The 26353-nt window shown below is 71.0% G+C and carries 31 protein-coding genes and 1 pseudogene; 18 read left to right on the top strand and 14 right to left on the bottom strand.

Annotation, left to right across the window (positions count from 1 at the left end):
* Positions 1-86: 86 nt before the first annotated feature.
* On the bottom strand, positions 87-1751 hold the full coding sequence (locus ACPEH2_RS11945; protein ID WP_423718803.1) for an ABC transporter substrate-binding protein: 1665 nt from the start codon (positions 1749-1751) through the stop codon (positions 87-89).
* 181 nt (positions 1752-1932) lie between these two features.
* Here ACPEH2_RS11945 and ACPEH2_RS11940 point away from each other — a divergent pair, with 181 nt between their 5' ends.
* Entirely contained in the window at positions 1933-2604 is a 672-nt protein-coding gene (locus ACPEH2_RS11940) for a TetR/AcrR family transcriptional regulator (RefSeq protein WP_359919404.1), read from the top strand.
* Here the strand turns inward: ACPEH2_RS11940 and ACPEH2_RS11935 are convergent.
* Together ACPEH2_RS11935 and ACPEH2_RS11930 are read right to left on the bottom strand one after the other, a co-directional pair.
* Entirely contained in the window at positions 2577-2975 is a 399-nt protein-coding gene (locus ACPEH2_RS11935; RefSeq protein ID WP_359919402.1) for a hypothetical protein, read from the bottom strand. The two genes, ACPEH2_RS11940 and ACPEH2_RS11935, sit on opposite strands and share 28 nt — an antisense overlap.
* 344 nt (positions 2976-3319) lie before the next feature.
* A complete protein-coding gene (locus ACPEH2_RS11930; protein WP_359919401.1) occupies positions 3320-4726 on the bottom strand; it encodes an HNH endonuclease signature motif containing protein in 1407 nt (468 codons plus the stop codon).
* Positions 4727-5105: 379 nt separating this feature from the next.
* Here ACPEH2_RS11930 and ACPEH2_RS11925 point away from each other — a divergent pair, with 379 nt between their 5' ends.
* From ACPEH2_RS11925 to ACPEH2_RS11915, 3 genes are all read left to right on the top strand, one after another.
* Entirely contained in the window at positions 5106-6287 is a 1182-nt protein-coding gene (locus tag ACPEH2_RS11925) for an NAD(P)/FAD-dependent oxidoreductase (protein ID WP_423718802.1), read from the top strand.
* A gap of 48 nt (positions 6288-6335) precedes the next feature.
* Positions 6336-6845: a hypothetical protein gene (locus ACPEH2_RS11920; RefSeq protein WP_423718801.1), complete on the top strand. Its 510-nt coding sequence runs from the start codon at positions 6336-6338 to the stop codon at positions 6843-6845.
* Positions 6846-6910: 65 nt separating this feature from the next.
* Complete coding sequence (locus tag ACPEH2_RS11915; protein WP_423718800.1) at positions 6911-7744, top strand: MerR family transcriptional regulator; 834 nt, start codon at positions 6911-6913, stop codon at positions 7742-7744.
* Positions 7745-7768: 24 nt separating this feature from the next.
* On the opposite strand, the gene ACPEH2_RS11910 is transcribed toward ACPEH2_RS11915, so the two are convergent.
* Positions 7769-8812 (bottom strand): GNAT family N-acetyltransferase, encoded by a 1044-nt coding sequence (locus ACPEH2_RS11910; protein ID WP_423718799.1) that lies wholly within the window; start codon positions 8810-8812, stop codon positions 7769-7771.
* Positions 8813-9014: 202 nt separating this feature from the next.
* Here ACPEH2_RS11910 and ACPEH2_RS11905 point away from each other — a divergent pair, with 202 nt between their 5' ends.
* Genes ACPEH2_RS11905 through ACPEH2_RS11895 form a run of 3 tightly spaced genes read left to right on the top strand, consistent with a single transcriptional unit; the run spans position 9015 to position 11507 of the window.
* Positions 9015-10565, top strand: coding sequence for a molybdopterin-dependent oxidoreductase (locus tag ACPEH2_RS11905; protein WP_359919389.1), 1551 nt, complete (start codon positions 9015-9017; stop codon positions 10563-10565).
* 31 nt (positions 10566-10596) lie between these two features.
* Positions 10597-11082: a MogA/MoaB family molybdenum cofactor biosynthesis protein gene (locus tag ACPEH2_RS11900; protein WP_217530952.1), complete on the top strand. Its 486-nt coding sequence runs from the start codon at positions 10597-10599 to the stop codon at positions 11080-11082.
* On the top strand, positions 11079-11507 hold the full coding sequence (locus tag ACPEH2_RS11895; RefSeq protein WP_217530954.1) for a molybdenum cofactor biosynthesis protein MoaE: 429 nt from the start codon (positions 11079-11081) through the stop codon (positions 11505-11507). The genes ACPEH2_RS11900 and ACPEH2_RS11895 overlap by 4 nt, the downstream gene beginning before the upstream one ends.
* A gap of 21 nt (positions 11508-11528) precedes the next feature.
* Here the strand turns inward: ACPEH2_RS11895 and ACPEH2_RS11890 are convergent, their stop codons facing one another.
* The 4 genes from ACPEH2_RS11890 to ACPEH2_RS11875 are packed head-to-tail and all read right to left on the bottom strand — an operon-like array spanning position 11529 to position 14261.
* On the bottom strand, positions 11529-11762 hold the full coding sequence (locus ACPEH2_RS11890; protein ID WP_064003096.1) for a MoaD/ThiS family protein: 234 nt from the start codon (positions 11760-11762) through the stop codon (positions 11529-11531).
* Complete coding sequence (moaC, locus tag ACPEH2_RS11885; RefSeq protein WP_217530956.1) at positions 11759-12244, bottom strand: cyclic pyranopterin monophosphate synthase MoaC; 486 nt, start codon at positions 12242-12244, stop codon at positions 11759-11761. Before moaC ends, ACPEH2_RS11890 begins: the two co-directional genes overlap by 4 nt.
* On the bottom strand, positions 12241-13473 hold the full coding sequence (glp, locus tag ACPEH2_RS11880; RefSeq protein WP_359919386.1) for a gephyrin-like molybdotransferase Glp: 1233 nt from the start codon (positions 13471-13473) through the stop codon (positions 12241-12243). Before glp ends, moaC begins: the two co-directional genes overlap by 4 nt.
* Positions 13470-14261: a HesA/MoeB/ThiF family protein gene (locus ACPEH2_RS11875; RefSeq protein ID WP_359919384.1), complete on the bottom strand. Its 792-nt coding sequence runs from the start codon at positions 14259-14261 to the stop codon at positions 13470-13472. Before ACPEH2_RS11875 ends, glp begins: the two co-directional genes overlap by 4 nt.
* Before the next feature lie 124 nt (positions 14262-14385).
* Between ACPEH2_RS11875 and ACPEH2_RS11870 the strand changes: the two genes are divergently transcribed.
* The 4 genes from ACPEH2_RS11870 to ACPEH2_RS11855 are packed head-to-tail and all read left to right on the top strand — an operon-like array spanning position 14386 to position 17414.
* Positions 14386-14778, top strand: coding sequence for a TOBE domain-containing protein (locus tag ACPEH2_RS11870; RefSeq protein ID WP_217530963.1), 393 nt, complete (start codon positions 14386-14388; stop codon positions 14776-14778).
* A 1-nt stretch (position 14779) separates the two neighbouring features.
* Positions 14780-15526 (top strand): molybdate ABC transporter substrate-binding protein, encoded by a 747-nt coding sequence (gene modA, locus ACPEH2_RS11865; protein WP_359919382.1) that lies wholly within the window; start codon positions 14780-14782, stop codon positions 15524-15526.
* On the top strand, positions 15523-16305 hold the full coding sequence (gene modB, locus ACPEH2_RS11860) for a molybdate ABC transporter permease subunit (RefSeq protein WP_359919380.1): 783 nt from the start codon (positions 15523-15525) through the stop codon (positions 16303-16305). Before modA ends, modB begins: the two co-directional genes overlap by 4 nt.
* Positions 16302-17414: an ABC transporter ATP-binding protein gene (locus ACPEH2_RS11855; RefSeq protein ID WP_359919378.1), complete on the top strand. Its 1113-nt coding sequence runs from the start codon at positions 16302-16304 to the stop codon at positions 17412-17414. Before modB ends, ACPEH2_RS11855 begins: the two co-directional genes overlap by 4 nt.
* Here the strand turns inward: ACPEH2_RS11855 and ACPEH2_RS11850 are convergent.
* A complete protein-coding gene (locus ACPEH2_RS11850; RefSeq protein WP_359919376.1) occupies positions 17350-17739 on the bottom strand; it encodes a hypothetical protein in 390 nt (129 codons plus the stop codon). The genes ACPEH2_RS11855 and ACPEH2_RS11850 overlap by 65 nt on opposite strands.
* Positions 17740-17877: 138 nt before the next feature.
* Between ACPEH2_RS11850 and moaA the strand changes: the two genes are divergently transcribed.
* Positions 17878-18960: a GTP 3',8-cyclase MoaA gene (gene moaA / locus ACPEH2_RS11845; RefSeq protein WP_423718798.1), complete on the top strand. Its 1083-nt coding sequence runs from the start codon at positions 17878-17880 to the stop codon at positions 18958-18960.
* Between the two features lie 8 nt (positions 18961-18968).
* On the opposite strand, the gene ACPEH2_RS11840 is transcribed toward moaA, so the two are convergent.
* From ACPEH2_RS11840 to ACPEH2_RS11830, 3 genes are read right to left on the bottom strand one after another with little or no spacing between them, the layout of a single operon-like run.
* On the bottom strand, positions 18969-19280 hold the full coding sequence (locus ACPEH2_RS11840) for a DUF4235 domain-containing protein (RefSeq protein ID WP_253036215.1): 312 nt from the start codon (positions 19278-19280) through the stop codon (positions 18969-18971).
* Positions 19281-19304: 24 nt separating this feature from the next.
* Complete coding sequence (locus ACPEH2_RS11835) at positions 19305-19688, bottom strand: DUF3618 domain-containing protein (RefSeq protein WP_359919374.1); 384 nt, start codon at positions 19686-19688, stop codon at positions 19305-19307.
* A complete protein-coding gene (locus tag ACPEH2_RS11830; protein WP_359919372.1) occupies positions 19675-20085 on the bottom strand; it encodes a phage holin family protein in 411 nt (136 codons plus the stop codon). The genes ACPEH2_RS11835 and ACPEH2_RS11830 overlap by 14 nt, the downstream gene beginning before the upstream one ends.
* 180 nt (positions 20086-20265) lie before the next feature.
* Here ACPEH2_RS11830 and ACPEH2_RS11825 point away from each other — a divergent pair, with 180 nt between their 5' ends.
* The 5 genes from ACPEH2_RS11825 to ACPEH2_RS11805 all read left to right on the top strand — a co-directional run bounded on the left by ACPEH2_RS11825 (position 20266) and on the right by ACPEH2_RS11805 (position 24853).
* Entirely contained in the window at positions 20266-21351 is a 1086-nt protein-coding gene (locus tag ACPEH2_RS11825) for an acyl-CoA dehydrogenase (RefSeq protein ID WP_359919370.1), read from the top strand.
* Positions 21345-22703, top strand: a complete 1359-nt coding sequence (locus ACPEH2_RS11820) for a PIG-L family deacetylase (RefSeq protein ID WP_359919368.1) — start codon at positions 21345-21347, stop codon at positions 22701-22703. The genes ACPEH2_RS11825 and ACPEH2_RS11820 overlap by 7 nt, the downstream gene beginning before the upstream one ends.
* On the top strand, positions 22700-23434 hold the full coding sequence (locus ACPEH2_RS11815; protein ID WP_359919367.1) for a glycosyltransferase: 735 nt from the start codon (positions 22700-22702) through the stop codon (positions 23432-23434). Before ACPEH2_RS11820 ends, ACPEH2_RS11815 begins: the two co-directional genes overlap by 4 nt.
* Before the next feature lie 50 nt (positions 23435-23484).
* On the top strand, positions 23485-24411 hold the full coding sequence (locus ACPEH2_RS11810; protein WP_359919605.1) for a manganese catalase family protein: 927 nt from the start codon (positions 23485-23487) through the stop codon (positions 24409-24411).
* Positions 24412-24472: 61 nt separating this feature from the next.
* A complete protein-coding gene (locus tag ACPEH2_RS11805) occupies positions 24473-24853 on the top strand; it encodes a hypothetical protein (RefSeq protein ID WP_253036155.1) in 381 nt (126 codons plus the stop codon).
* 43 nt (positions 24854-24896) lie between these two features.
* On the opposite strand, the gene ACPEH2_RS11800 is transcribed toward ACPEH2_RS11805, so the two are convergent.
* Complete coding sequence (locus tag ACPEH2_RS11800) at positions 24897-25505, bottom strand: recombinase family protein (protein ID WP_359919364.1); 609 nt, start codon at positions 25503-25505, stop codon at positions 24897-24899.
* 161 nt (positions 25506-25666) lie between these two features.
* On the opposite strand from ACPEH2_RS11800, the pseudogene ACPEH2_RS11795 reads away from it, so the two are divergent.
* Positions 25667-25891, top strand: a pseudogene (locus ACPEH2_RS11795) (ATP-binding protein); the annotation flags it as partial.
* A 14-nt stretch (positions 25892-25905) separates the two neighbouring features.
* Here the strand turns inward: ACPEH2_RS11795 and ACPEH2_RS11790 are convergent.
* A complete protein-coding gene (locus ACPEH2_RS11790) occupies positions 25906-26295 on the bottom strand; it encodes a heavy metal-responsive transcriptional regulator (protein ID WP_054682943.1) in 390 nt (129 codons plus the stop codon).
* Positions 26296-26353 lie beyond the last annotated feature (58 nt).

Raw genomic sequence — 26353 nt, 5'->3', positions numbered from 1 at the left:
CGGTGCGTGCTCGCTTTCGTGGGGTGGCAGGGGTGGTGGGGTGGATGCCGCCGGGCCAGCGGCATCCACCCCGTCACTCGGTCGGATTACTCTTTGGGCTTCAGCTTCGTCAGGATCTGAACGACACCGGCCTGCGTCGGGTCACCCGCGGCGTACTGGTCGTCCTCCGACGGCCAGCCGACGTAGTTGCGCGTGTTGAACTCGCCGAGGAGCGGGTGCGCACCGAGCGGGATCGCCGGGACGTTCTCGACGAACGCCTTCTGCAGCACGGCGCTGGCACCGGCGCGGTCCTCGTCGGAGCTCGCGTTGGCGTACGTGTTCAGCGCCTCGGTCACCTTCGGGTCGTCGAAGCGGCCGAAGTTGAACGACGCCTTGTCGTCGACGATCCACTTCGGGTCCATCGTCGACGTGTACAGGCCGTACGCGTTGCCGGTGTCCTCGAGCCAGTGGATGATCGCGTCGAAGTCGCCTTCCTGGCGGGCGGCGTCCCAGCCGCCCCAGTCGGGCTGGTCGACGTTGACCTTGATGCCGAGCGCCTTGTCGAGCTCCTCGGAGATGAGGGCCTGTTCGGTGTTCCAGTCGCTCCAGCCGGCGGGGACGGAGATCGAGAACTCGACGGGCTCACCGTCGGGGTCGGTCAGCGCACCGCTGTTCCAGGTGTAGCCGGCGTCCTCGAGGACCTCCTTGGCCTTGTCGACGTCGACCGAGTAGTTGTCGTCCTTGTACTCGTCGATGATCTCGCTCTCGAGCACGGAGCTGAGGCCGGTCTTGTTCCAGATCGCCTCACTCGCGCCTTCGCGGGCGATGTCGACGTAGGCCTGACGGTCGATCGTCCACGCGAGGGCCTCGCGGAGGGCGGGGTCGTTGAACGGCTTGCGCTGCAGGTTCATGAACAGCGTGCCGGCGCCCGGGGTCGGGGACACGAGGAACACGTTGTCGGGGTCGGCGTCGAGGTAGCTCTGCTGGATCTGCGGGATGAATGCCTGCGCCCAGTCGGCGTCACCGGTCGCGAGCGCGGTCGTGAGGGCTGCATTGTCGCCGTAGGAGACGTAGTTGAGCTGCGGCACGGCGAGGTCGCCGCCCCAGTAGTCGGGGTTGGCGGTCAGCGAGACGGACTCGGTCGACCAGTTGGAGAGCACGTACGGACCGGTGCCGACAGCCTTGCCCTCGTCGGTGAGGGGGTCGGTGTTGGGGTCGGCGATGTCCTTCCAGATGTGCTCCGGCACGATCGGGGTGTGCAGGACGCGGCCCTGGGCGGTGAACTTCGACGTGCCGAAGCTGATCACGACGGTGTCGCCGTCTGCCTGCACGTCCGTGACGCCGAGGGCACCGGTGTCGGTGAGCTTGCCGCTGAGGTACTGGGTGAAGGTGAAGACGATGTCGTCTGCGGTGAAGTCCTCACCGTCGCTCCACGTCACGCCGCTGCGGGGCGTGACGGTGAGCTGCGTGTAGTCGTCGTTCCACTCGACCGTCTCGGCGAGCCACGGGGTGGTGCCCAGGTCGCCGGTCGGGTTGACGAGGGCGAGGGGCTCGAAGATGACCTTGCCGTAGCCGTACTTCGACGCGGACGAGTCGCCGAGGTAGGGGTTGTGCGATTCGGTCGTGATGGCGCCGTCGGGCTTCGCGATCGTCAGCGCGGCTCCGGTGCCGTTGCCCGAGTTGCCGTTGGTGTCTCCGCCACCGGCGGCGCAGCCGGTGAGGATGAGTGCCGCGGTGAGACCGGCGGCGGCGAGGGAGGTCTTCAGCCTCATTGCTTCTCCTTCATCTGTGGGTCCCGGCGCCGCATACAGACCTCCGAAGGAGTGCCACTCGGCGCTGAGTGTGATTGCATGGGAAAACTTACAATCAAGTAAGTAAGTTCACAACCTCGGATGATGCGGGCGCCGGGATCTGCGTAAGATCTGATCCGCAGCGAGGAGAAGAAGGCGGATCATGGCCGAAAGTCGGCACCAGACGAAGTCGCGCCCGGCGACGCTCGTCCGTCGTCGGGAGATCCTCGACGCGGCCCAGGAGATCTTCGGGTCCAAGGGCTTCGCGAACGGCACCCTGCAGGACATCGCCGACCAGGTCGGCATGACGCACGCCGGCATCCTGCATCACTTCGGGTCGAAGGATCAGCTGCTCCTCGAAGTGCTCGAGCACCGTGATCAGACGGATGTCGTCGACCTGGACGGCGGGCGGATCCCGGGCGGGATGGAGCTGTTCCGCCACCTCGTGCACACGGCGATGATGAACATGCGCCGGGCGGGGATCGTGCAGGCCTACGCGGTGCTGTCGGCGGAGTCGGTCACCGACGACCACCCCGGGCGGTCGTACTTCGAGCACCGGTACTCGGTGCTGCGCAAGGATCTGCGCGAGGCGTTCGAGCGCATCTGCCAGGAGCGCGGCATCACCGAGCCGGGGTCGATCGCGCACGGCTCGGCCGCGATCCTCGCGGTGATGGACGGGCTGCAGATCCAGTGGCTGCTCGACCCGACGGCGGTGGACCTCGGCCGCGCGTCGGAGTTCGCGATCGAGGCGATCGTGGCGGCCGTGGTCGAGCCGCGTAGGTCGGTGCTCGCGGACGGGGTGACACGTCAGGGCACGTACGGCGTCGACGAGTAGTCGAGGACGACGACGAGCTCGCCGTCGCCGACCGTCCCGAACGCCGAGACGGTGCGCGGGTCGACGAAGGTGCCGGGGATGAGCTGCTGCGGAGTGGTCCCGAGCTCGTCGGCGAGTGCCTCGGGGGTTGTTCCGTCGGCGGGGGTGAGGGTGAGCGTGCGCGAGCAGCCGCCGCTGCCGCATCCGATCGTGTCCGATGACACGGTGACGTCGGCCGGGAGGGTGAGGGCGGATGCCGGGGGCACATCGCCTTCGTCGGCGAGGACCACGAGCCGGGCGACGCGGAGACCGTAGGCGAGGGTCGCCGCCGCGATGAGGCTGAGCGCGACGATCAGGACGACGGTTCGTCGGGGACTCGCGGTGGCACGCACACCTCCACGTTAGAGCGAAAGGATTTCTCGACGAGATCGCGTCCCCCGGACACTCAGGACACAACCATGAAGCACATGCTGATCATGCGGGCCGGGCCGAGTTGCTGGCAGCAGCGGAGCTGACCGCGAACACGGTGCAGCAGGCGGTGCTGCGGGAGAAGGCGGCGGGGCTCGGCGCGGAGTAGGTCGGCCCGGTCGGCGGGGTGGCTTCGAGCGTGCGGGCTCGCCGACGTTCGGGGGCGAGATGTGTTGTGCCGGGAGCGTGCGGGCTCGCCGGCGTTGAGGGTGCGGCACTCGACTGGCGCTCGCACGCGCACGGCGTCTTGGCGCGCCCGATAGTCACATCAGAAAGGTGCGGGTTCCGCTGGTGCGGATGGTGGTGATGGTGGTGCGGCAGGGGTGAAGGCGACGGCCGGGGTGGGTGCGTCTTCTCTGTAGATCCTGCCGAGGGGTGAGGTCCATTCCAGGACGCCACCCTTCAGTTGTCGCACCCTCCACGCGGTGAACTGCTTCATCGAATGGTGCCGTTGGCACAGGTGAGCCAGGTTCGAGAGTTCCGTTCGTCCGCCGAGCGCATAGTCGTGGGTGTGATCGACCTCGCAGCGGATGGCTGCGACGCGGCATCCGGGGAACCGGCAGTGCTGATCGCGGGCTTGCAGGAACCGTCGCATCCCGGAGGGGACCCGGTACGAATCGGTCGACACGGTGACCCCGGTGGTGGGGTCGTGAAAGAGCCGTTCCCACATCCCGGTGTCGCCCGCGAGGATTCGGGCGGTCGCGGGGTCGATGGGGGAGCGCCCGGTGAGGTCGCACGGCCCGTTGTCTTCTCCGGTGAGTGTTGAGGCGGGGACGAGGACCTGCACACGCGCGCGGATGGCACCGAGGGGTCCGGCGGTGGTGTCGCGGGTGTCGTCGAGGGCGGGTGTTCCCGCGAGGAGGAGGTCGGCGAACACGTCGGCCCGGACCTGGTCGATGGAGCGCTGGTCGGTGGCGATGATCGCGGCGGCGTCGTCGTCGCGATCGCCGTCAGTGTCGCCGTCGCTGGCGGCTTCCCCGAACGCGACACCCGCACAGCCGCGCGCAGCGACGCGTTCGTCGCGGGTGTCGATGATCGCTCGCGCCTGCTGCGTGAGCCGGTCGTGGATCCCTTCGGCCATGACCGTCGGGACGGTTGCGACGACGTCGGACATCCCGTCTCGTCCCGGCACGATCCGCACGCAGCGCCCAGCGGCGGCTTTCTCGTGCCGTTCCGCGAACGAGCGCGGGTGCATCCGGTGGGCGAGGATCTCCAACTCTCCCCGCACACGGTTGGGGGTGTCCCGTTCGCACCGGGTGATCGCGACCTGTTCGAACTCCGCCCACATCTCTGCCGGCAGACTCGTCCCGGTCTCGACGATCGCGATCGCGTGGCCCCGAACGATCCGGCCTTGCTCCCACGCCTCGACCGTCGCGGGGAAGCCTTCAATCATCGTTCGCGCCTCACCGATCCGCCGTTGCACGGTCCGATCGGTGACCCGCATGACTCCGCCGACCTCCGCCGCGATCGACCGCAACGCCATGTCGTGGACCTGCACGCGGGCGTTGCGTTGCGCGGTCTGCGCTTCGGCGAGACGGCCGGCGGCGGCCAGCATCCGCAGCTCCCGGACCTGCGCCCGCGCAAGTTCGACGGCGACGTCACCCGCGTCCGCGACGATTCCCGCCAGGGTAGCGAGATAGTCCTCGCCACCGGGGGTTTCCGCCGCATCCGTCATACCTGCACTCTGCCACTGACCTCCGACATCCACCCCGGCAAAACCGGCCCAGATCACATGATGTCCACATCCCAAGAATGAGAGTCCTCTCATTCTTCGCGGGAGCGGGAAAAGCGACTCGGTCCGCCCCAACGGCACGCGCCACTCAAGGTGAAGGCACCGGAATCGGAGGGTGTCGCCGGATTCGGATAGACAACCCCATGCGATCCGAATCCGACGCACATCTCCGAATCCGCGCCACCTAACCGCTCCGCGCGAACCCCCGCCCACGCACGCAACCGCGCCGCACCTAACCGCCCCCGCGCACACACGCAACCCCGCCGCCGATCCCACCGCTCCCACCTACCGTTGCCCCAAACGAACCGAGCGGAGCGATGCGATGAGGACCTACGACTATCTGATCGTCGGCGGCGGAATGGTGGCGGATGCGGCGGCGCGCGGCATCCGGGAACTGGATCCGGACGGGACGATCGGGATCCTCAGCGCGGACATCGACCCGCCGTACACGCGACCGGCCCTATCGAAGAAGCTCTGGACCGACCCGGATTTCACGTGGGACCAGGTTCCGCTCGGCACCGTGGAGGCGACCGGCGCCGAGCTGCGGCTCGAGACGCTCGTCACGTCCATCGATCGCGAGGCGAAGACGGTCTCGATCGGTGAGGGGCACGAGCTCGGCTACCGCCGCCTGCTGCTCGCGACCGGCTCGAAGCCCCGCGAGATCCCGGCGCCGGAGGACGACCGCGTGCTGTTCTTCCGCTCGGCGGACGACTATCGACGGTTGCGCGAACTCGCGGCGCAGGGCGGTCGCGCCGTCGTGGTCGGCGGCGGCTACATCGGCGCCGAGATCGCGGCCGCGCTCGTGCAGAACGGCGTCGAGACCGAGCTGGTGTTCCCGTCCGAGGCCCTCGGCGACGGCACGTTCCCGCCCGAGCTCGTCCGGCGTTACGAGCAGCTGTTCCGTGACGGAGGGGTCGAGCTCCGCCCGAACGCGCGCGTCGAAGAGGTCCGGACGGAGGGGAACCGCCTGCACGTCGTGCTCGAGGGCGGCGACGAGCGGCCGGCGGACATCGTCGTGCTCGGCCTCGGCGTCGACCCCGTGACCGACCTCGCCGAGCAGGCGGGCCTCATCGTCGATGAGGGCGTCGTCGTCGACGAGCACCTCGTCACGAGCGACGACGCGATCTGGGCTGCGGGCGACATCGCGTCGTACCCCGACCCGATCCTGGGCCGCACGCGCGTCGAGCACGTCGACAACGCGAACGAGATGGGTGCCGCGGTCGGCCGCTCCATGGCGGGGGAGCGCCTGCCGTACACGCACACGCCGTACTTCTACTCGGCCGTGTTCGGCGTCCGATGGGAGGCGGTCGGCACGCTCGATCCCGAGAAGGATCCCCTCGTCGTCGACCTCGACGCGGACCGCACGGTCGTCTACTACCGCGACGAGTCCGGCGCTCCCGTCGGCGTGCTGCTCTGGAACGTCGAGGACGCCCGTGACCTCGCGCGCGCAGTGCTGGTCGACGGTGAGACGGATGCCGAGGCCCTCCGCACCCGCATCGGCTGACATCAGCGCCTGGGTGCGCGTCGACCGCCGCTGTGCCGGGGTGAGCGCATGGCCCGTCGAACCCCCATCGCCGCACTCACGTGCGTTCTTGTCGCGGGCGGCCTCTCCGCCTGCGCGGGCGAGGCGCCTGTGACGCTCGGCGGCGGGTACGAAGTCTGTGTCCAGTCGGACGCGGCGATGGTCACCTTCGGCGATGTGGTGCGGACGTCGAACGGGGCTGCCGTCCTCATGGACTCGATCGACCTGATCGACCCCGAAGGTCTCGAACTCCGCGAGAGTTACCTGGTTCCGATCGAGGGCACGACGAGCCTCGGCAGCGATGCCTACCCGCCGGACCCGGAGGTCTGGAACCGACGCATCGACGTCCGCGGCACGGTGGTCGATCCGGGAACCGACATCACGGCGCTCTTCGCCGTGGCGCCCGTCGGTGGCGGCGAGGTGCACCGGTCAGCGGGGTACACCGCACGGTACTGGCTCGACGGACGGCTGATCGAAGCAACCAGCACGGCCCGTTTCGTCGTCGCCTCCGACTGCTCCGCGCCCGCCGACGAGGAGTAGGGGGTCCCAGGCCTCACGCTATCGGTGCTTGACCTCGCCCCAGGGGCATGGCCGAGGCTGAGCACGTGACAGAACACGAGGAGTGGATGACCGCCGGCCGGTTCGCTGCGGAGACCCTGCTGTCGGCGAAGGCGCTGCGCATCTACGCCGACCGGGGACTGCTGGCGCCGCGTCGGGTCGACGAGGCGAGCGGCTACCGCTACTACTCGGCCGATCAGGTGCCGACCGGATGGCTGATCGCGCTGCTGCGCTCGGCCGACCTGTCGCTCGAGCAGATCGCCGCGATCCTCGACCGCGCCGAGGTCGACCCCGCGGGCGCGGTCTCCCTGCTCGACGCCGCGGTCGGCTCGATGCACCGCCGCGTGCAGGCAAACGACGTCGTGCTCGCCCGAGCGCGGCTGCATCTCACGAAGGAGACCCCCATGTCCGCTGTCGAGACCACGATCGAGGCCGACCGGCCCGTGCTCAGCGTCATGCGCCGGATGGCGCCGCACGAGATGGACGAGATCATCCACACCGAGACGACCCGGCTCCGGCAGGTCGCCGCACGCGCCGGGCTCACTCCGACGGGCGACCCGTTCGGGGTCTTCCACGCCCCCGTCACCGGCGACTCCGACGGTCCGCTCGAGATCGTGCTGCCCGTCGACGGGCTCGTCGACGAAACCGACGGCGTCCGCAGCTATCGGATGACGGGCGGCCGGCTCGCGCTCCGCCACGCCAAAGGTCGCGAGACCGACTTCCCCGAGATCCTCGCGCTCTACGACGAGGTGCACGCCTGGATCACGGATGCCGGGGGCACGCCGGTCGGCCCGCCACGGGAGATCTGGCACAACTCGCCCCGCGACGACGAAGACCTGCGGCTGACCGTCGCCTGGCCGTTCGCGGACGGAGGCCGCTGACCGCCGCCAAGAGCTCGATGGCCCTCAGAGCCGCCGCACCATCGCGACGACCCGGTGCGTCGCGCCGAACCCGACCCCCTCGTAGAGCCGGTTGGCTCCGGTGGGGGAGTCGGTGTCGACGTCGAGCACGGCACGCTCGAGCCCCTCGGCGGTGATCGCCTCGAGCGCGGCCGCGATGACGAGCGGTGCGAGCCCCTGCTTTCGGTGCGACCGGACGACGCCGATCAGGTCGATGTAGGCGTGGGACGCACCGAGGGCGGCGAAGTCGTCCTCGTTGACCGAGGCGAGGCAGAACGCGACGATCTGCCCGTCATCGGTGACGGCCATGCGGGACAGGTCGGGGCGGAAGTAGTCGCCGCCGACGAACTGCTGCCAGCGCTCCTCGTTCGACGGCAGGCTTCCCCAATGGTCTCGGAAGGCGTCGTTGCGCGCGGCGAGCGCGTCGGCATCCCGTGCCCGGTCGTATGGCACGAGCGAGATGCCCTCCGGCACCGGGAGGCCGGCGACGGGCTGGGAGAGGTCGCGCTCCATCGTCGAGAACCAGCGCTCGGCCGTGTACCCCCGCGCCGCGAGGATCGTGGCGTGGTCGGTGTTGGGCTCTTCGACGTACGCCTTGAGCCGACCCTCCGACCCGCCGCCCTCGAGCGATTGCGCCGCCCGCGCGACCTGCTGCTGCGCCCGCGCGTCGAGCCAGCGCAGCAGTGCGGTTCCGATGCCGCGGCGGCGCCACTGCGGGTGGACCGCGCCGCTCAGGTCGACCGACAGCATCCCTCCGGCCCGCGACGGGTGCAGTGCGCTGACGCCGGTCGCGACGATCTCGCCGTCGGCGGTGACGGCGACCAGGGTGTCCCGCGCGGGGTCGATGTGGGTCGACTCGAACGCCTCGGCCACGTCCTGCCGCGGAGTCGTCCACGTGGGGTGGTCGACCGCGTCGGCCGCGCTGACGACCGCGTGGATCGCGTCGATGTCGGCGGATGCCGCTGCGCGCCACACGGTGATCGCCGGGTGCGAGGGGAGCTGGGGCCCGGGTGTCTTCTCGAGACGATCGGCGAGGTGCGCGGGGGTCACCGGGCCGACACTACTCGACGCCGTCGACGGCCCTACGCGTCCCGCCGGCGTGCGTGAGCCCCTGCGGCATCCGCCCCGCTTCCGCAAGAGCGAGCTTTCGCTCACACGACCAGCCAGAGTGAGACGCATCAGCTCGCCTCGCGTGCCGCTCCTCGGTCCATCCGATCGCGTGTTCGCTCCGAACACCTGTTGAAGGGATGACATGAGCACTCACACCAGCGGTAAGCGGTTCACTCTGTGGGCCGCCCTCTCGGGGATCGTCGCGGGCGCGGTGTTCCTCGCCATCGCGGAACTCGCAGCCCTCCTGTTCTCGAGCACGGCGAGTCCGATCCTCGCCGTGGGATCGTTCGTCATCGACATCGTGCCGCGACCGCTCAAGGAGTTCGCGATCACGACGTTCGGGGAGTACGACAAGGTTGCTCTGCTCGCGGGGCTCGGCCTCGCGGTCGCGATCGCGTCGGCGATCGCCGGCATCCTCGAGTACGTGCGCCCGCCCGTCGGCGTGATCGCGCTCTTCGTCGCGGGGATCCTGTCGGGTGCGGCGATCGTCACCCGCGCCGACGCCACGCCGCTGGCGTTCCTCCCGCCCACGCTCGGCACGCTCGGCTCCGCCGCGGTCCTGTTCCTGCTCGGACGGTGGCTGCGCGGCTGGCGCGACGACACCCACACCGGCGAGGCAGAGGGCCTCGACCGCCGGCGTTTCCTTCTGACGACCGTCATCGCCGGGGCATCCGCTGTCGTCGTGGGCGTCACTGCGCGAGCCGTGAGCGCCGCCACCACCTCGGCCGACGCCATCCGTCGGGCGCTCAAGCTGCCCGCCCCGAGAAGCACCGTGACGATCCCCGCGGGTGCCGAGCTCGACGTGAAGGGCATCAGCCCCCTGATCACCCCCAACGCCGACTTCTACCGCGTCGACACGGCGCTCACCGTGCCCACGGTCGACCCCTCGACGTGGCGGCTCGTGATCGACGGCATGGTCGACCAGCGCGTCGAGCTCAGCTTCCAGGACCTGCTCGACATGGGCCTCGACGAGTACGCGATCACGCTCACGTGCGTCTCGAACGAGGTCGGCGGCGGGCTCGTCGGCAACGCGATCTGGCAGGGCGTGCCACTGCGCGAGGTGCTCAAGATGGCGGGTCCGAAGGCGGATGCCGACATGATCCTGTCCCGCAGCGTCGACGGCTACACGGCGAGCACGCCGCTGTCGGCCGGGACCGACGAGAACCTCGACGCGATCCTCGCCGTCGCCATGAACGGCGAACCGCTGCCGCCCGAGCACGGCTTCCCCGTCCGCATGGTGATCCCCGGGCTCTACGGCTACGTCTCGGCGACCAAGTGGGTGACCGAGCTCAAGATCACCACCTTCGCCGCAGACGAGGCGTACTGGACCCCGCGCGGATACTCCGCCGAGGCGCCCATCAAGTTCTCCTCACGTCTCGACACCCCGAAGAGCGGTACCCCGGTCGCGTCCGGCAAGGTGCCCCTCGCGGGCGTCGCGTGGGCGCAGACCGTGGGCATCGAGCGGGTCGAAGTCAGCATCGACGACGGCGACTGGCAGTCGGCGAAGCTCTCGACCCCCATCAACGAGGACACCTGGGTGCAGTGGGTCCTCGAGTGGGACGCCACGCCCGGCCCCCACTACGTCGCGGTGCGTGCGATCAACAAGAACGGCGAGACCCAGATCGAGGAGCGCGCGCCGATCGCCCCCGACGGCTCGACCGGGTGGCAGCGCTCGCTCATCACCGTCTCGTGACCGCCTGCCGGCGACCGCCTAGGGTGAGCACGTGACCCTGCGCGCCTACGTCATCACGGTGTCCGACCGCTCGGCATCCGGCGAACGAGAGGACCGCGGCGGGCCGCTCGCGGTCGCGCTCCTCGGCGAGGCCGGCATTCCCTGCGTCGGCAGCGAGATCGTCCCCGACGGAGCGGATGCCGTGGAGCAGGCGCTCCGCCGTGCGCTCGCGACCCCGGCCCGGCTCATCGTCACGACCGGCGGCACCGGAGTGGGTCCGCGCGACCGCACTCCCGAGGGCACGGAGCGCGTGGTGACGCGGGTCATCCCGGGCGTCGCGGAGGAGCTCCGCCGCGTCGGCCTCGCCGACACCCCCATGTCGCTGCTCTCCCGCGGCGTCGCGGGCGTCGTCGAGCCCGAGGGGGCGCTGATCGTCAACCTGCCGGGCTCGACCCGCGCGGTGACCTCCGGCATCCCGGTGATCGTGTCGGTCGCCCGGCACGTGGTCGATCAGGCGAAGGGCGGGGACCACTCGTGAACACGGTGCGGATCGCGCGGCTCGAAGAGGCCGCGCTCGACGTCGAGGCGCACCTGCGCGCCGTCGAGGACCCCCGGTACGGCGCGGTGACGACGTTCATCGGGCGGGTGCGCGACAACGATCCGGATGCCGCGACCACGGTCGTCGGGCTCGAGTACAGCGCCCACCCCGACGCCGAGACGACGCTGCACCGCATCGCCGCCGAGGCGGGGGATGCCGCGGACACCGTCGTCGCCGTCAGTCACCGCGTCGGCAGCCTCGCCGTCGGCGACGCGGCAGTGGTCATCGCGGTCGCGTCGGAGCATCGCGCCGAGGCGTTCGAGGTCTGCCGCGCCATCATCGAGACGATCAAGACCGACCTGCCGGTGTGGAAGCGTCAGGTCGAGGAAGACGGTACGACCGCCTGGAAGGGCATCGGCGGCTGACCCGCGCTCACCCGCCCGCCCTTATCCGCCGGCGAACGGCGGCAGCACGTCGATGAGGCGCGCGCCGGCGAGCGAGGCGTCGCCGTCGGTCCGCACGCCGTCGACCAGCACGGCGCAGTCGGGCAGCACGAACCACAGCTTCGGGTGCTCGTCGAGCACGGCGGTGCGGAGCTCGTCGAGGGTCGCCTCGGTCCGCTCCTCGCTCTCGGTCCCGGCGGCCTCGGCGGCTGCCGCGAAGTAGCGCACGAGGGTCATGCCCGCACCTCCTCGCCGGGGCGCACCCAGTCGCCCGAGCGACCGCCGGACTTCGCGACGATGCGGACGTTCTCGATGACGACCGCGCGGTCGAGTCCCTTGATCATGTCGACGACGGCGAGCGCGGCGACCGACACCGAGGTGATGGCCTCCATCTCGACGCCGGTGCGGTCGGCGGTCCCCACGGTGGCCTCGATCTCGACGCCCTCGTCGGTGATCTCGAGCTCGACCGACGCCCGGTGCACCCCGATGAGGTGCGCCAGGGGCAGCAGCGTGGCGGTGGACTTCGCCGCCTGGATGCCGGCGATCCGGGCCACGGCGAGCACGTCGCCCTTCGGCGCGGTGCCGTCGCGGAGGGCGGCGACGACGTCGGCGCTGCAGCGCACGAACCCGCGCGCGGTCGCGGTGCGGACCGTCGGGCTCTTCGCGGTGACGTCGACCATGTGCGCGCGGCCGGCGGAGTCGAGGTGGGGGAACGTCATCCGACCAGCATGACATCTACCTCGTCACCCGCGGCGACGCTCGCGACCTCGGCGGGGACGATCGCGAAAGCGGATGCCCGGGCGAGCCCGCCGGCCAGGTGCGAGCCCGAGCCGCCCGCCGTCGCGGGGCCCACCGTGCGGGCGACGAGGTCGACGACCGCGGGCAGGTACTGGCGCCGTCCGGGCGGTGTCGTCCACGACTCCGTGGCGGTGAGGGTGATCCGCGGGCGCTGGATGACCGAGCGCCCCTGCAGGGCGAGGAGGGCGGGGCGCACGAACACCTCGAACGACACGGCGACGCTGACCGGGTTGCCGGGAAGACCGAACACGAGGCATCCGTCACCTACCGTCCCGAACGCCTGCGGCTTGCCCGGCTGCATCGACACGCGGGTGAACTCGACCTCGCCGTGGCCGTCGAAGGCGGCGCGGACCGGCTCGTAGGCCCCGGCGCTCACGCCGCCGGTGAAGACGATGACGTCGGCCCCGGCCGCGCGGGCGTCGGCGGTCACCTGCGCGACCGCCGCACCGTCGTCCGACACGCGGGAGGTGAGGACGAGCTCGGCATCCGCGTCGACGACGAGCTGCGCGAGGAGCGGTCCGTTCGAGTCGGGGATGAGGCCGCGCCGTACGGGCTCACCGGGGGCGAGCAGTTCGCTGCCGGTGGAGACGACGGCGACGCGAGGTGCCCGGGTGACCGTGACCTCGTCGATGCCCGCCGCGACGGCCGCGGCCACCTGGAACGGACCCAAACGCTCGCCCGCGTCGACGACCACGTCGCCCGCGCGCAGGTCGGCGCCGCGGCGGCGGATGAACGCGCCCGGCGTCGGCGCCTCGAGCACCTCGACGGTTCCGAGCGAGTCGGCCAGGCCGCCCGCCGTGCTCTCGAACGGCACGACGGCATCGGCGGCGGTGGGTGTCGGCGACCCGGTCATGATGCGCGCCGCCTCGCCCGCAGCGAGCGGGGGATCGGTGGCGACTCCCGCCGGCAGGTCCGCGACGACACGGAGAGAGACGGGATGCCCCGGCCCCGCCGCGACGACGTCGGCGGCGCGCACGGCGAACCCGTCCATCGCCGAGTTGTCGAAGAGGGGGATGTCGTGCGCGGCGACGGCGGGTGCCGTGAGTGTGCGCCCCGCGGCGTCGCCGACGCGGAGCGTCTCGCCGGCGATCGGACGCACCGCGGCCAGGACGCGGGCGAGCTGTTCCTCGACCGTGCGGAGCCCGCTCACGAGCGCGCCGCCGACGGGGTCGCCGCGCTCGCCGCCGACCGCAGTGGCAGTTCGTGCTGCCGGCTCGAAAGGGCGTCGAGCACGAGCATGCGGCCGAGCAGCGGCTGCCCGACGCCGATCGCGAGCTTGACGACCTCGGTGGCGAGGATGCCGCCCACCTGCACGCACAGCGCGCCGAGTACGCCGACCTGGGCGCACGTCGGCGGATCGCCCTCGGTGCCGACGGCGAAGAGGTCGTTCAAAACGACGGGGTCGCCCTCGATCGGCCGCGACCAGAACACCGTGATCTGCGCGTGCCATTCGCGGACGGCGCCCCAGACGAGCGGCACGCCGAGCGCCTCGGTCGCCGCGGCGACGGCGCGACGGGTGGCGAACGAGTCGCTCGTGTCGATGACGATGTCGGCGCCCGCGAAGAACTCCTGCGCGTTCGTCTCGTCGAGTCGGGCGGTCACGGGGGTGACGACCGTGACGGGGGAGAGGGCGGCGACTGCGCGCACCGTGCTGTCGGTCTTGTGCACCCCGATATCCTCGATGCGGTGCGCGATCTGGCGCTGCAGGTTGTGCAGCTCGACCGTGTCGTCGTCGATGACGGTTATCGCGCCGATACCCGCGGCGGCGAGGGCGAGGATCGCCGGCGAGCCGATGCCGCCCGCGCCGACGACGGCGACGCGGGTGTTCGCGAGCCGCCGCTGACCTTCGTCGCCGATGCCCTTCAGCACCGTGTGGCGCGCGGTGCGCCGGCGCTCATCGGGATCCAACTCGGGCACGGGATCGACCAACGGGCGCATGTCCCGAGTGTACGTGTGTCGGTGATGGCAGGGCCGCCGCGGAATCGGATGCCGACGGGCCAACGGATCCGCAGATGCGGCATCGCCGGCCCCCAATCAGCCGCGTGTGCGGCATGATCGAACCATGACGACCTACCGTGTGGCCCGGGCCGCTCGTCTGCTGGGTGTGAGCGACGACTCGGTGCGGCGCTGGATCGACCAGGGCCTGCTCCCCGTGACCGATGCCGTGCCCGCCGAGATCCCCGGCGAAGCCCTCGCGGCGTTCGCGGTGACCATGGCGAACGACCCCGGTGACGGCTTCGAGCATCGCTCCAGCGCGCGCAACAGCTTCGTCGGGATCGTCACGCGGGTGCAGGTCGACGGGGTCATGGCACAGGTCGACATCCAGGCCGGTCCTCACCGGGTGGTGTCGCTGCTGTCGGCCGAGGCGGTGCGCGAGCTGCAGCTCGAGGTCGGGACGACGGCGCGCGCATCGGTGAAGGCGACGAACGTCGTCGTCGAGCTGGCGGGGGACTGACGTGCGCCGCCCGGCCGGCGCGCTCGCCGCGCTCGTGCTCGCGCTGACCGGCTGCGCCGCCTCGACTCCGCCGGCGTCGGACGACGACGTGAACGGCACCCTGACCGTGTACGCCGCAGCATCCCTGCAGGCGTCGTTCGACGAGGTCACCGATGCGTTCACGGCGCAGCATCCGGACGTTCGGATCAGTCCCGTGTACGACGGGTCGTCGACGCTCGCCACGCAGATCGCCGAGGGCGCGCCCGCGGATGTCTTCGCATCGGCCGATGAGTCGACGATGGCGAAGGTGTCGGAGTTCGCACCCGACTCCGCGGTCTTCGCGACGAACACGCTCGTGATCGTCGTCCCGGCGGGCAACCCGAAACGCGTCGCGTCGCTGGCCGATCTGTCCGGCGTCCTGACGGTGCTCTGCGCTCCGGAGGTGCCGTGCGGCGCGGCATCCGCTCGACTGCTCGAGGGCGCGGATGTCACGGTCGACCCTGCGAGCCTCGAGCAGAACGTGACCGCGGTGCTCACGAAGGTGGCAGCGGGCGAGGCCGATGCGGGACTCGTCTACGCGACCGACGTGGTCGGGCGCGACGATGTCGAGGCGATCGTCCCCCAGGGCAGCGGCGACGTCGTGAACCGGTACGAGATCGCTGCCCTGACGGATGCCGCGAACCCCGCGGCCGCCGACGCGTTCGTCGCGTTCGTGCTGTCGGATGCCGGGCAGCGGATCCTCGCGGACCGCGGGTTCGGAGCGCTGTGAGCGTGGGGCGCGGCTACGTCCCGCGCACGCTGTCGGTGCCGGCGCTGGTCGGGTTGTCGTTCCTGATCCTGCCGCTGGTCGCGCTCATCGCCCGGGTGCAGTGGTCGACGTTCGTCGCCGACGTGACGTCGCCTGCTGCGCTGTCGGCGCTGGGTCTTTCGCTCGGTACGGGTGCGGCGGCCACCGCGATCTGCGTCGTGATCGGTGTGCCGCTGGCGCTGCTGATCGCGCGGACGGGTCCGCGTCTGGCTGCGGTGCTGCGGGCCGCGGTGACGGTGCCGCTCGTGCTGCCGCCGATGGTCGGGGGCATTGCGCTGCTGTACCTCTTCGGCCGGCAGGGCTGGCTGGGCGGGTGGGGGCTGTCGTTCACGACGCCCGCCGTCGTGGTCGCGCAGACGTTCGTGGCGCTGCCGTTCCTCGTGCTCGCCGTCGAGGGCGCCGTGCGCTCGACCGGGGTGGAGTTCGAGCGCACCGCCGCCGCGTTGGGCGCCGGACGCTGGACGATCCTGCGGCGCATCACGCTGCCGCTCGCCGCCCCCGGGATCGTGGCCGGCGTCGTGCTGTGCTTCGCCCGCGCGATCGGCGAGTTCGGCGCGACCGCGCTCTTCGCCGGCAACCGGCCCGGCGTCACGCAGACGATGCCGCTCGCGATCTACACGGCGTTCAACGGCGCCGGAGTGACGCAGGGCACGGCCGTCGCGCTCGCGCTGTTGCTGCTCGCGGCGGCGGTCGTGGTGCTGATGCTGGTGCGCGGCTGGCGACCGGGAGCGGTGCGATGAGCGGGCTGCGGGCGCACGTCGTGGTGGAGCGTCCGCGGTTCCGGGTGGACGTCGAGATCGACGCGGATGCCGGGGAGACGGTCGCGGTCATGGGTCCAAGCGGCGCCGGCAAGTCGACGCTGCTCGAGGCGCTCGCCGGTCTCGTGCCGCTCGACGGCGGCGAGATCGCGGTGGCCGGTTGCACGGTCGAGCGGGCGGCCGTTCCGCGGGTGCGCACGCCGCCGATGCAGCGCGGCGTGGTGCTGCTCGGGCAGGACCCGCGGCTGTTCCCGCACCTCAGCGCGCGCGAGAACGTCGCGTTCGGTCCGCGCGCCACCGGGATGCGCGCCGCCCAGGCGCGCGCCGAGGCCGACGCGTGGCTCGAGCGGGTGGGTCTCGGCGGGACGGGTGCGCGGATGCCGCGCGAGTTGTCGGGAGGCGAGCAGCAGCGTGTCGCCATCGCGCGGGCGCTGTCGGCGTCGCCGCGGGTGGTGCTGCTCGACGAGCCGCTGGTCGCGCTGGATCCCGTGACGGCGTCGGCGATCCGCGGGATGCTGCGCGAGCAGCTCGCCGGCACGACGACCGTCGCGGTCACGCACGACGCCGGTGACGCGGTCGCCCTCGCCGAGCGGCTGTTCGTGATCGAGGCGGGAGCCGTGGTGCAGAGCGGCGGGGTGCGCGAGGTGCTGCGGGCCCCGGCATCCGCTTTCGTCGCGTCGATCGCGGACATGAATCGGATGCCGGGGGTCGCCGCGCGCGGCGTGTGGCGGGGTGCGGCGGGGCAGGTGCTGACGAGCACGGATGCCGCGTCGGCCGCGCTCGCCGCCGGGGATGGTGTCGGGCTCGCCGCCGTGTTCCGGCCGGGCGACGTGCGGATCGTGGGCGCTGCGGGCGAGAACGCGTGGTCCGCGACGGTGGTGGGGGTGGAGCCGACGCTGTCGGGAGCGCGAGTGCGGACGACGGCGGGTGCGGTGGACCTGCGTGACGCGACTGCGTCGGTGTCGGTGGGCGAGACGGTGTGGCTGCAGGTCGACCCGGCCCGCGTGCGGTTCGTCGCGGTGCCGGCTACTTCCGGTTGCCCCAGACGTTGTCGGATATCATGTCGCGGTCCTCGCCGCTGCGGCAGCTGAGGTCGGCGGTCACGCTCGCGCTGTCGCTGATCCGTACCGAGACGGAGTCGCGCGCGCAGGCGGTGGTCTGCCAGGCGTCGTCGAGGGTGAGCGACAGGCACAGCGAATCACTGTCGTCCGCTGCGCGCGCCAGGTAGACGTCGTACGCGTCGGCTTTCCCGACGTGGCGCAGCGTCGCGACGTCGATCGCGCCGTCGGCCCCGTCGACGACCGAGTCGGGGCGGTCAGTGGCGGTCTGTTCGCGGTCGAACTCGGTCGGCGCGCACGCCGTGAGGAGCAGGGCGGTCGCGGCGAGGACCGGCAGGGCGATGCGGCGCAGGGTCATGCGCCGAAACGTACCGCAGGATCGTCGCCCGACGGGGGGATCGGTGCCGACTTCCCAGCCCGTGGGCGGTCTGACAGGCCGCCTCGCCGGTCAGGGCGATTAGGCTCGGAAAATGGGATGCCGCGGGGGGATGAGCCGGTGACGGCCGTGCCGATCTCGCTCGGCCGAGCGCCGCAGGTACTCGCCGTCAACGCTCCCGACCCGGCGGTCGGACTCGTCGACACGCACGGCCGTGTGCACCGCGACCTGCGCATCTCACTGACCGACCGGTGCTCGCTGCGCTGCACGTATTGCATGCCCGAGCAGGGCAACGAGTGGCTGGCGCGCACGAGCATTCTGACGACCGACGAGATCGTCGAGATCGCGGAGGTGGCGGCGGGTCTCGGTATCCGTACGTTCCGGCTGACCGGTGGCGAGCCGTTGCTGCGGACGGACATCGTCGATGTGGTGCGTCGGGTGGCCGCGATCTCGGGGCCCGAGGGTCCGGTCGAGGTGGCGATGACGACGAACGGGATCCGGCTGGCCGAGGTGCTGCCCGACCTGGTCGACGCGGGTCTGACGCGGTTGAACATCAGCATCGACACGATCGACCGCGAGCGCTTCGCCGCGCTGACGCGCCGTGACCGGCTCGATGACGTGCTCGAGGGGATCGCGGCAGCCGCGGCATCCGATCTGAAGCCGTTGAAGCTCAACGCCGTCGCGATGCGGGGCGTTAACGACGACCAGCTGGCCGGCTTCGTCGCGTTCGCGATGGAGGTGGGCGCGCAGTTGCGGTTCATCGAGCAGATGCCGCTGGATTCCGGGCACACGTGGGATCGCAGCGCGATGGTGACGCGCGAGGAGATCCTGGCAGCGCTGTCGGAGCGGTGGTCGCTCGAGCCGGTGCTCGGCCGCGGCGGCGCTCCGGCCGAGAAGTGGCGCATCGACGGCGGCCCGCACGAGGTCGGTGTGATCGCGTCGGTGACCGCGCCGTTCTGCGGTGCGTGCGACCGCCTGCGGCTGACCGCCGACGGTCAGTTCCGTAACTGCCTGTTCTCGCTGACGGAGTACGACGTGACGAGCGCGGTGCGCGGGATGCCGGTGGATGCCGCGCCCGCCGATCGGCGTCGCGTGATCGCCGAGGTGCTGCACGCGTGCGTGCTGGGCAAGCTGCCCGGGCACGCGATCAACGACCCGTCGTTCCTGCAGCCCGCGCGGGGGATGAACGCGATCGGGGGCTGACCGCGGGCTCAGTCGCCGGGCCACTCCCCGGTCGCGCGCTCGAACGCCCGGGCGCCGCCGCGGTCGACGAGCGCCTTCACCAGAGCGAACAAGGCGCCCTGCAAGGCGGCTGCGATCAGCACCTCGCCGAGGCCGAATTCTGACTCCAGGGCCTTCGGGCTGTCTTCGCGGTGGGTCGGGCTCGCCCGCTTCCAGAGCTGCTTGAAGATCACACCGGCGAGGGCGCCGCTCACCATGCCGCTGATGAGCCCGATCGGGCGGTACAGGATCTTCGCCGACGTGCTCGACTTCTTCTCCGGCTTCGAGGTCTTCTTCGACATGCGGGGGTCCTTTCGAGGTGTGTCTCAGCGGCCGCGGCGCGCGACAGCGGTGATGATGGCGCCGCTCGCGACGACCGCGAGGGCCAGGGCGATCCAGCCGTTGCGGTTCGGCTTGCCGGCGTCGTCCGTGAGGGCATTCGTCGCCTGATGCACGTAATCGGCCGCGTGCTCGCGGGCGTCGCCGATCTGCGCGGCGACGTTCGTCTTCACGGTCTCGACGTGCTGCTTCGCCCTCGCCTTCACGTCGAGCTTGCCTGCGAGCTGCTCCACCGTGTCCCCGAGCTCTGCGCGCGTCCGCTCGATGTCGGCTTCGATTTCTTCGACGGACGCGCCGTCCGCGGGTTCCGGCTTCGTCGCGGGGGTGGACGAGAGGGGCACTTCGTGTGCGGGGACGTCAGGCGTGGTCATGGTGGGTGCGCTCCTTCACTTCGGTGATGTCCTGTTTCACGTTCTGCACGGTCCGCTCCGGCGTCGGCGACAGGGCCGTCACCTTCTTCTTGCCGAGGAGCGCGAGGATGCCGGCGACGATGAACAGCACGGCGGTCACGATCAGCGCGGCGGCCCATGCGGGGAGGAGCAGCGACAGCGCGATGATCGCTGTCGCGATGAGCGCGCCGACGCCGAACCACGCGAGCACGCCGCCCGCGCCGAGCAGCCCCACGCCGAGTCCGCCCTGCTTAGCCTTCGATGAGAGCTCCGCTCGGGCGAGGCGCATCTCATCCCGCACGAGGCGAGACGTCTGCTCGGACAGACGGGAGATCAGCTCCGCGGTCGACGGTTCGGGTGATGGTTTGGCCTGCGTCACGACCGACTCCTCTCATCGGGTGGTAGGGCTTCAGGCTCGTGGATCTTCGTCCCTCTGCACGACAGGCTTGACTTCCGTCGACGGCGGTGCGTGAGGCGCGGGTCGTCGACCGCTAGCGAACAGGTGGATGCGATGGCAAGCCTCTGCCGTCCCGCGACCCACGCCCCGAGACTCACGAGTGTGAGCTCTCCCGCTGCAGATCCCTCGACGTCGTGCGCCCTCGGCGACCACCCGCTTCCCAGCGCACAGCGGTCCGCGCTCGCCGAAGCCGACGAGCTCGCTGGGTTCGGCACCGATGTGTCCGCCACCCTTGCGTGGGCGATCGGCGTCGGCGCCGCCCGCGACGACGACCGCTCCCTCGCCGACGACTGGTCGTTCCTGGCGGCAGTCGCGGAGCGGGATGTCGCGGCCGCCCGCATCCTCGAACCGCACCTCGACGCGCTCGACATCCTCGACCAGGCGCAACACGCGGCCGTCGGGCCGGACCTCGAAGCGATCGGTGCCGGCCCGGGCTCGTCGTGGGGAGTGTTCGCCGCCGAAGGTGCGGGCGTGCGCCTCGATGCGCGGGACGACGGCCCCGGCTGGTTGCTGACGGGAACCAAGCCGTGGTGCTCGCTCGCGCAGCACCTGACCCACGCGCTCGTCACCGCATGGGTCGGCGACGAGCGTCGCCTCTTCGCGGTGGCCCTGCGAGGGCCCGCGGTCAGCCCTCACGACGGGCCGTGGCATGCGCGCGGGCTGCGCCAGGTCGTGAGCGCTCCGGTGGACTTCGCGTCGGCGCCGGCCGTGCCGGTCGGCGAGCCCGGCTGGTACCTCAGGCGGCCGGGCTTCGCGGCCGGCGGGGTCGGGGTGGCCGCGTGCTGGTGGGGCGGTGCGCTGCCGCTCCGCGCGGCGCTCCTCGCAGCGGCGCAGCGCGACGGCGCCGACCAGCTGTCGCGTCTGCATCTCGCTCGCGTGGACACGGCGTTGTGGGCGGCGCGGCTCGCGCTGCGGTCGGCTGCGGACCAGATGGATGCCGCGCCCGCCGCATCCGACCGCGCTCCCGACCCCGGCATCCTGGCCGCCCGCGTGCGGGCCATCGTGGCGGGCGCCGTCGAGACCACGCTCGCCGAGTCAGCCCGTGCGCTCGGACCGTTGCCGCTGGTCGCCGACGACGCGCACGCGCGTCGGGTCGCGGATTTGGGGATCTACCTCCGCCAGCACCACGGCGAGCGGGACCTCGCTCGAATCGGCGCCGACCTCGGTCAGGGTCGCGGCGCATGGTGAGCTTCAGCCACCTCGACCCCGGGACGGGCGAGGACGTGTGGGCCGAGGCCTTCGCCGGGCGGAACCCCGCGAGCCTCGACGTCGAGTTCGATCACCTCGTCGTCGTTGCAGCGCACCCCGATGACGAGACCCTCGGAGCGGCAGGGCTGATGGCCGCCGCCGCTCGCCGCGGGGCGAGGGTGACCGTGCTCGTCGTCACGGACGGGGAGGGGTCGCACCCCGACTCGCCGTTCGCGACACCCGTCGAGCTCGGCGCGCTGCGCCGCCGCGAGGCGGCCGACGCGCTCGCGCAGCTGGCGCCGTCGATCGAGCTGCGGTTCCTCGGCATCCCCGACGGCGGGACCGACGGTCACCGCACCCCTATCGCCACGGCGCTCCGCGAGACCGTCGCCGACGCGGGCTCATGTCTCGTCGTCGCGCCATGGACCGGCGATGGGCATCGCGATCACCGCGTGGTCGGCGGGGTGACGGCCGAGGTGTGCGCCGAGCGGGGCATCCCGTACCGGTGGTACCCGATCTGGCTGTGGCACTGGGGCACGCCCGACGATGTGCCGTGGGCCGAGATCGAGGTCCTTTCACTCGATGATGCGACCGTCGACGCGAAGCGGCACGCCTTGCATCGCCACCGCAGCCAGATCGAGCCGCTGTCCGACGCGCCGGGCGACGAAGTGATGCTGCACGAACGGATGCAGGCGCACTTCGACCGCCCGTTCGAGGTCTTCATCCGGCCCGCAAGTGAGCGCGGCAGCCTGGACGAGACCTACTTCGACGCGTTCTACCGTCGCAACGGCGACGACCCGTGGGGGTTCGAATCGCGGTGGTACGAGCAGCGAAAGCGTGCGGTCACGATGGCGTGCTTGCCGCGACCCCGGTACGGCCGCGCGCTCGAGCTGGGGTGCTCGACCGGCGCGCTGACCCAGCTGCTGGCCGAGCGGTGCGACGCTGTGCTCGCCGTCGACATCGCCGAGGCGCCGCTCGAGGCCGCGCGTCGCCGCATCGGTGAGGGGGCGGATGTGCGCCTCGAGCGCCGCGCGCTACCGGGTGAGTGGCCCGAGGGCTCGTTCGACCTCATCGTCCTGTCCGAGGTCGGCTACTACTGGGGCGCCGCCGACCTGGCCGACGGGGTCGAGCGGATGCGGGCCGCCCTCACGCGCGACGGGCAGCTGCTCGCGTGCCACTGGCGGCATCCCGTCGAGGAGTACCCGCTGTCGGGAGACGACGTCCACGCGGCGCTCCGGGCCGCGGACGGCCTCGTCCGCTTGGTGGTGCACGAGGAGGAGGACTACGTGCTCGAGGTCTACGGGCTGGCGGGCGCGCGGTCGGTCGCTGCCGAGACCGGGCTCATCGCGTGACAGCGGCGGAGTCGGATGCCGTCGCCGCCGTCGCGATCGTGGTCCCGGTGCACAACGAGGCCGCCCTGCTGGGCGGCTGTCTCGCGGCGCTCGACTCAGCGATCGCGCACACCCGCCGGACGCATCCGGACGTGCGGGTCGTGACCGTCGTCGTCCTGGATGCCTGCACGGACGCGTCCGAGCAGATCGCGGCGTCGTGGCCCGTGCAGACGCTGCACATCGTCGCACGGAACGTGGGCACCGCGCGGCGGCTCGGCGTCGCCGCCGCGCTCGCAGCACTGCGGGACGTCCCGCTGGGCGCCACCTGGATCGCCACGACCGACGGTGACTCGACGGTGCCGGTCGCGTGGCTCAGCCATCAGCTCGACGTGCGGGCAGCGGGGGTCGATGTCGTCCTGGGCACGGTCCGTCCCGACTTCGCCGACCTCACCGTCGAGCACGCTGCGCACTGGCTCGCGACCCACCCGCGGGGTCGTCCCGCCGGCAACGTGCACGGCGCGAACCTGGGGCTGCGGGCGGACGTCTACATCGCGGCGGGGGAGTTCGCCGACCTCGACCAGCACGAGGATGTCGAGCTGGTCCGCGCCGCTCGCGCTGTCGGCGCGCGGGTGCACGCGACGGATGAGCACGAGGTGGTCACCTCCGGTCGCTTCTGGGGCCGGACCGCCGCGGGTTACGCGGCGTTCGTCCGCGCGACGCACGAGCGCATCGAGAGGGAAGCGCAGGGCTGACGCGGGAGGGTACGCGCTGTGGCTCCGCTAGGCGAGGGGTTCAAGAGTTCATCAACGAGATCGCGCAGGACGAGCCGGATCCCGCCGCCGCGAACGCACTTCAGGAGGGTCTCGGCGGCCAGTTCGGCGAGATGCGCACGATGATGCAGTACCTCTTCGAGAGCATCAACTTCCGCGGGCCCTCGGGCAAGCCGTACAAGGACCTCATCCAGGGCATCGGCACCGAGGAGATTAGCCACGTCGAGCTCATCGGCACGACGATCTCGCGCCTGCTCGACGGATCGCCGCGGTACAAGGGCAAGCCGACCGACTTCGTCGACGAGCCGGGTGCCGGCGGTGCGACGCCTCTGAGCATCGCCGTCGACCACAGCAACATCCACCACTACCTCGTCGGCGCGCAGGGTGCGCTGCCGGTGGATGCGGCGGGTAACCCATCGATGGGCAGCTACGTCTACAACTCGGGCAACCTCGTGCTCGACCTGCTCTGCAACCTCATGCTCGAGTCGACGGGCCGGCTGCAGAAGTGCCGCCTGTTCGAGATGACCGACAACAAGATGGCCCGCAGCACGATCTCGTACCTCATCGTCCGTGACCAGGCGCACGAGAACGCGTACGCGAAGGCGCTCGAGACGCTCGGGGTGAGCTGGCGCACCGCGCTGCCGATCCCGAAGACGAACGCCGAGCAGTTCCCCGAGGTGAAGAAGCTCGTCGACATGGGCCTGCAGAGCGAGCAGTACTCGTTCGATCTCGGCAACCAGTCCGAGGCCGGCCGTATCTTCCAGGGCGCCTCGCCGTCGAACGACGGCACCGAGTTGGATGCCAGTGAGCAGGCACCCGTCGGATCGCCGATGACCATCTCGCCCGAACGGCCCGAGGAGTTTTCGCCGGGCGCGGACAAGGATCTCCGCGCGCTGATCGAGGCGACCGCGGCGATGGAGATGGCCGACATCGACGCCACGTTCGGGCGCATGAAGTAAGCCGGCGCGTGCACCCCGGCCCCGTCCCGCGGGGTCGGGGGTCAGGCGATCGTGGTGCTGAATGGCCGTGGCGGGCCTTGGCGACTACGCCGTGCCCGGCGTCGCTGACGACGAGTTCTCGCGGATCACCTTCGTCGCTGAGGGGGCCGGTGGCATCTCGGAAGGCGAGGCGGCCGTCTCGGGTGTCGTGGTGACGGGGGAGCGGTACGTGATCGACTTCGACTGCAGTCCGTCGACCGCTCGGGTGACGCTCGAATGGGCCCCAGCGCCCGCCGCGGGCGAGGAGCCGGCCAATCCCGTGGGACCGACGTCCGTCGCACAGGACTGCGCCGCGCCCGGCCGGATCGAGGGCATCGCCTACGACGCGGACACCCTCGTGCAACTCAAGATTTTCGCGGACGGGCTGAACGCGGGTTGGGCCGTCCTCCGGCCCGGCGGCTGACAGCCCGTTGTCGCGGCGCTGTCCCAACTGGGATGCGAGCGGCTCAGTAGATGTGCGCCTCACAGGTGGCTAGGAACGCCGCTCGGCGGCGCTGCAATTCGCGATAGACGGTCGCACGGGACACGTTGAACAACTCGGCGATCTCCGTCTGCGTGTACTCGCCCCGGTCCTGGACGTCGAACAACAGCTTCCGCTGCGTTGTCGAGAGCTTCGGCTGTCGGCCTTTCAGGTGACCCTTCGCGCGCGCCACCGCCATCCCCTCCTTTGTGCGCATGCTGATGAGATCGCGCTCGAACTCTGCGACCATCGCGAGCACATTGAAGAGCAGTCGCCCCACCGGGTCGGTGGGGTCGTACCTGCTCCCTCCGAGACTGAGCGCGACACCCTTCGTTGTGAGTTCGTCGGCGATGTCGCGCGCGTCCTTCAGCGAACGGGCGAGCCGATCGAGTTTCGTCACGACGAGTGTGTCGGCTTCTCGAACCGCTGCGAGTGCCTCGCGCAGCCCGGGCCGGGCCCGGTTGGTGCCGGTCAGCCCATGATCGACGTAGATGTTTCGATCGAGGACTCCGAGTCGCAGCAGCGCGTCTCGCTGCGATGTGAGGTCCTGATCCGCGGTGGAGACTCTGGCGTAGCCAATCAGTATTCCGTTCATGCGGACGACGTTGTCACCGCCACGGCGGGGGCGCAGCACGGGCATCCGACGACCTGGTGCCGAGCTTGTCCGTTGTCGCGCAGGCCATCCCTATATGGGACGCAATCCGGGCTATTCACTTCGACTCGCCGAGGCCGGAAATTCCGCACTTCTGTGGCTTCGAACTCGACCGACGCGGCGCCGAACTCCTGTTCCAGGTCCTCACAGAGCGGGAAGAGAAGAACTCCGTCGCGATCGCATCCAACGAGTCGTTCAGCGGGTGGACGAAGACCTTCACTGACCCGCGCCTGTGTGCGGCAATCGTCGACCGGCTCACGTCTAACGGCACCATCATCGAAACCGGCACCACCTCGTACCGCCTCAACCACACCCGTCAGCGGCAGTAGCGATCCGAAAGTCATCAGAGGTAGCGGCAGATGGACTCCGGCGTGCAGGCTTCGGACGCCGTTGCCGTCGCGTGCGCCCGAAGCTCGACGATGCTCCCTCGTAGGGCGCGCAGCTGCTCGAGCTGCTCATCAATCTCCACGAGCCGGCGGTCAAGGAGATCCAGCACGTGAGCGCACGGCGAACCACCCGTGTCGCGAACATCGAGGATCTCCGCGGTCTGCGCAAGGGTGAGCCCCGCCGCGCGAGCCCGATCGATGAACTCGAGCCGCTGCACCGTCTCGTCACCATAGCTGCGGTACCCGGCCGGGGTGCGCTCCGGCGGTTGCAGCAGCCCGCGCTCCTCGTAGTACCGCAGCGTCGACGGTCTCGTCCTCGCCTTCTCCGCGAGTTCTCCGATCCGCATCGTGACACCTCCACCGTCAGTTTGACCTTCAAGCATGCTTGAAGGTCCATTCTGTCGC

The organism is Microbacterium sp. NPDC064942, assembly GCF_049545525.1.
Taxonomy (GTDB): Bacteria; Actinomycetota; Actinomycetes; order Actinomycetales; family Microbacteriaceae; genus Microbacterium; species Microbacterium gawkjiense.
Note: the sequence above shows the minus strand (reverse complement) of the source record. Positions and strands in the feature narration are given on the sequence as shown.

Coding starts and splice junctions, on each gene's coding strand:
- ACPEH2_RS11840 (WP_253036215.1), bottom strand. CDS start 19,280: ATGTCGAAGAAGACCTCGAAGCCGGAGAAGAAGTCGAGCACGTCGGCG.
- ACPEH2_RS11805 (WP_253036155.1), top strand. CDS start 24,473: ATGGCCGTGGCGGGCCTTGGCGACTACGCCGTGCCCGGCGTCGCTGAC.
- ACPEH2_RS11920 (WP_423718801.1), top strand. CDS start 6,336: ATGGCCCGTCGAACCCCCATCGCCGCACTCACGTGCGTTCTTGTCGCG.
- ACPEH2_RS11905 (WP_359919389.1), top strand. CDS start 9,015: ATGAGCACTCACACCAGCGGTAAGCGGTTCACTCTGTGGGCCGCCCTC.
- ACPEH2_RS11800 (WP_359919364.1), bottom strand. CDS start 25,505: ATGAACGGAATACTGATTGGCTACGCCAGAGTCTCCACCGCGGATCAG.
- ACPEH2_RS11940 (WP_359919404.1), top strand. CDS start 1,933: ATGGCCGAAAGTCGGCACCAGACGAAGTCGCGCCCGGCGACGCTCGTC.
- ACPEH2_RS11820 (WP_359919368.1), top strand. CDS start 21,345: ATGGTGAGCTTCAGCCACCTCGACCCCGGGACGGGCGAGGACGTGTGG.
- ACPEH2_RS11925 (WP_423718802.1), top strand. CDS start 5,106: ATGAGGACCTACGACTATCTGATCGTCGGCGGCGGAATGGTGGCGGAT.
- ACPEH2_RS11835 (WP_359919374.1), bottom strand. CDS start 19,688: ATGACCACGCCTGACGTCCCCGCACACGAAGTGCCCCTCTCGTCCACC.
- ACPEH2_RS11870 (WP_217530963.1), top strand. CDS start 14,386: ATGACGACCTACCGTGTGGCCCGGGCCGCTCGTCTGCTGGGTGTGAGC.
- ACPEH2_RS11930 (WP_359919401.1), bottom strand. CDS start 4,726: ATGACGGATGCGGCGGAAACCCCCGGTGGCGAGGACTATCTCGCTACC.
- moaC (WP_217530956.1), bottom strand. CDS start 12,244: ATGACGTTCCCCCACCTCGACTCCGCCGGCCGCGCGCACATGGTCGAC.
- ACPEH2_RS11790 (WP_054682943.1), bottom strand. CDS start 26,295: ATGCGGATCGGAGAACTCGCGGAGAAGGCGAGGACGAGACCGTCGACG.
- ACPEH2_RS11945 (WP_423718803.1), bottom strand. CDS start 1,751: ATGAGGCTGAAGACCTCCCTCGCCGCCGCCGGTCTCACCGCGGCACTC.
- ACPEH2_RS11850 (WP_359919376.1), bottom strand. CDS start 17,739: ATGACCCTGCGCCGCATCGCCCTGCCGGTCCTCGCCGCGACCGCCCTG.
- ACPEH2_RS11855 (WP_359919378.1), top strand. CDS start 16,302: ATGAGCGGGCTGCGGGCGCACGTCGTGGTGGAGCGTCCGCGGTTCCGG.
- ACPEH2_RS11875 (WP_359919384.1), bottom strand. CDS start 14,261: ATGCGCCCGTTGGTCGATCCCGTGCCCGAGTTGGATCCCGATGAGCGC.
- ACPEH2_RS11890 (WP_064003096.1), bottom strand. CDS start 11,762: ATGACCCTCGTGCGCTACTTCGCGGCAGCCGCCGAGGCCGCCGGGACC.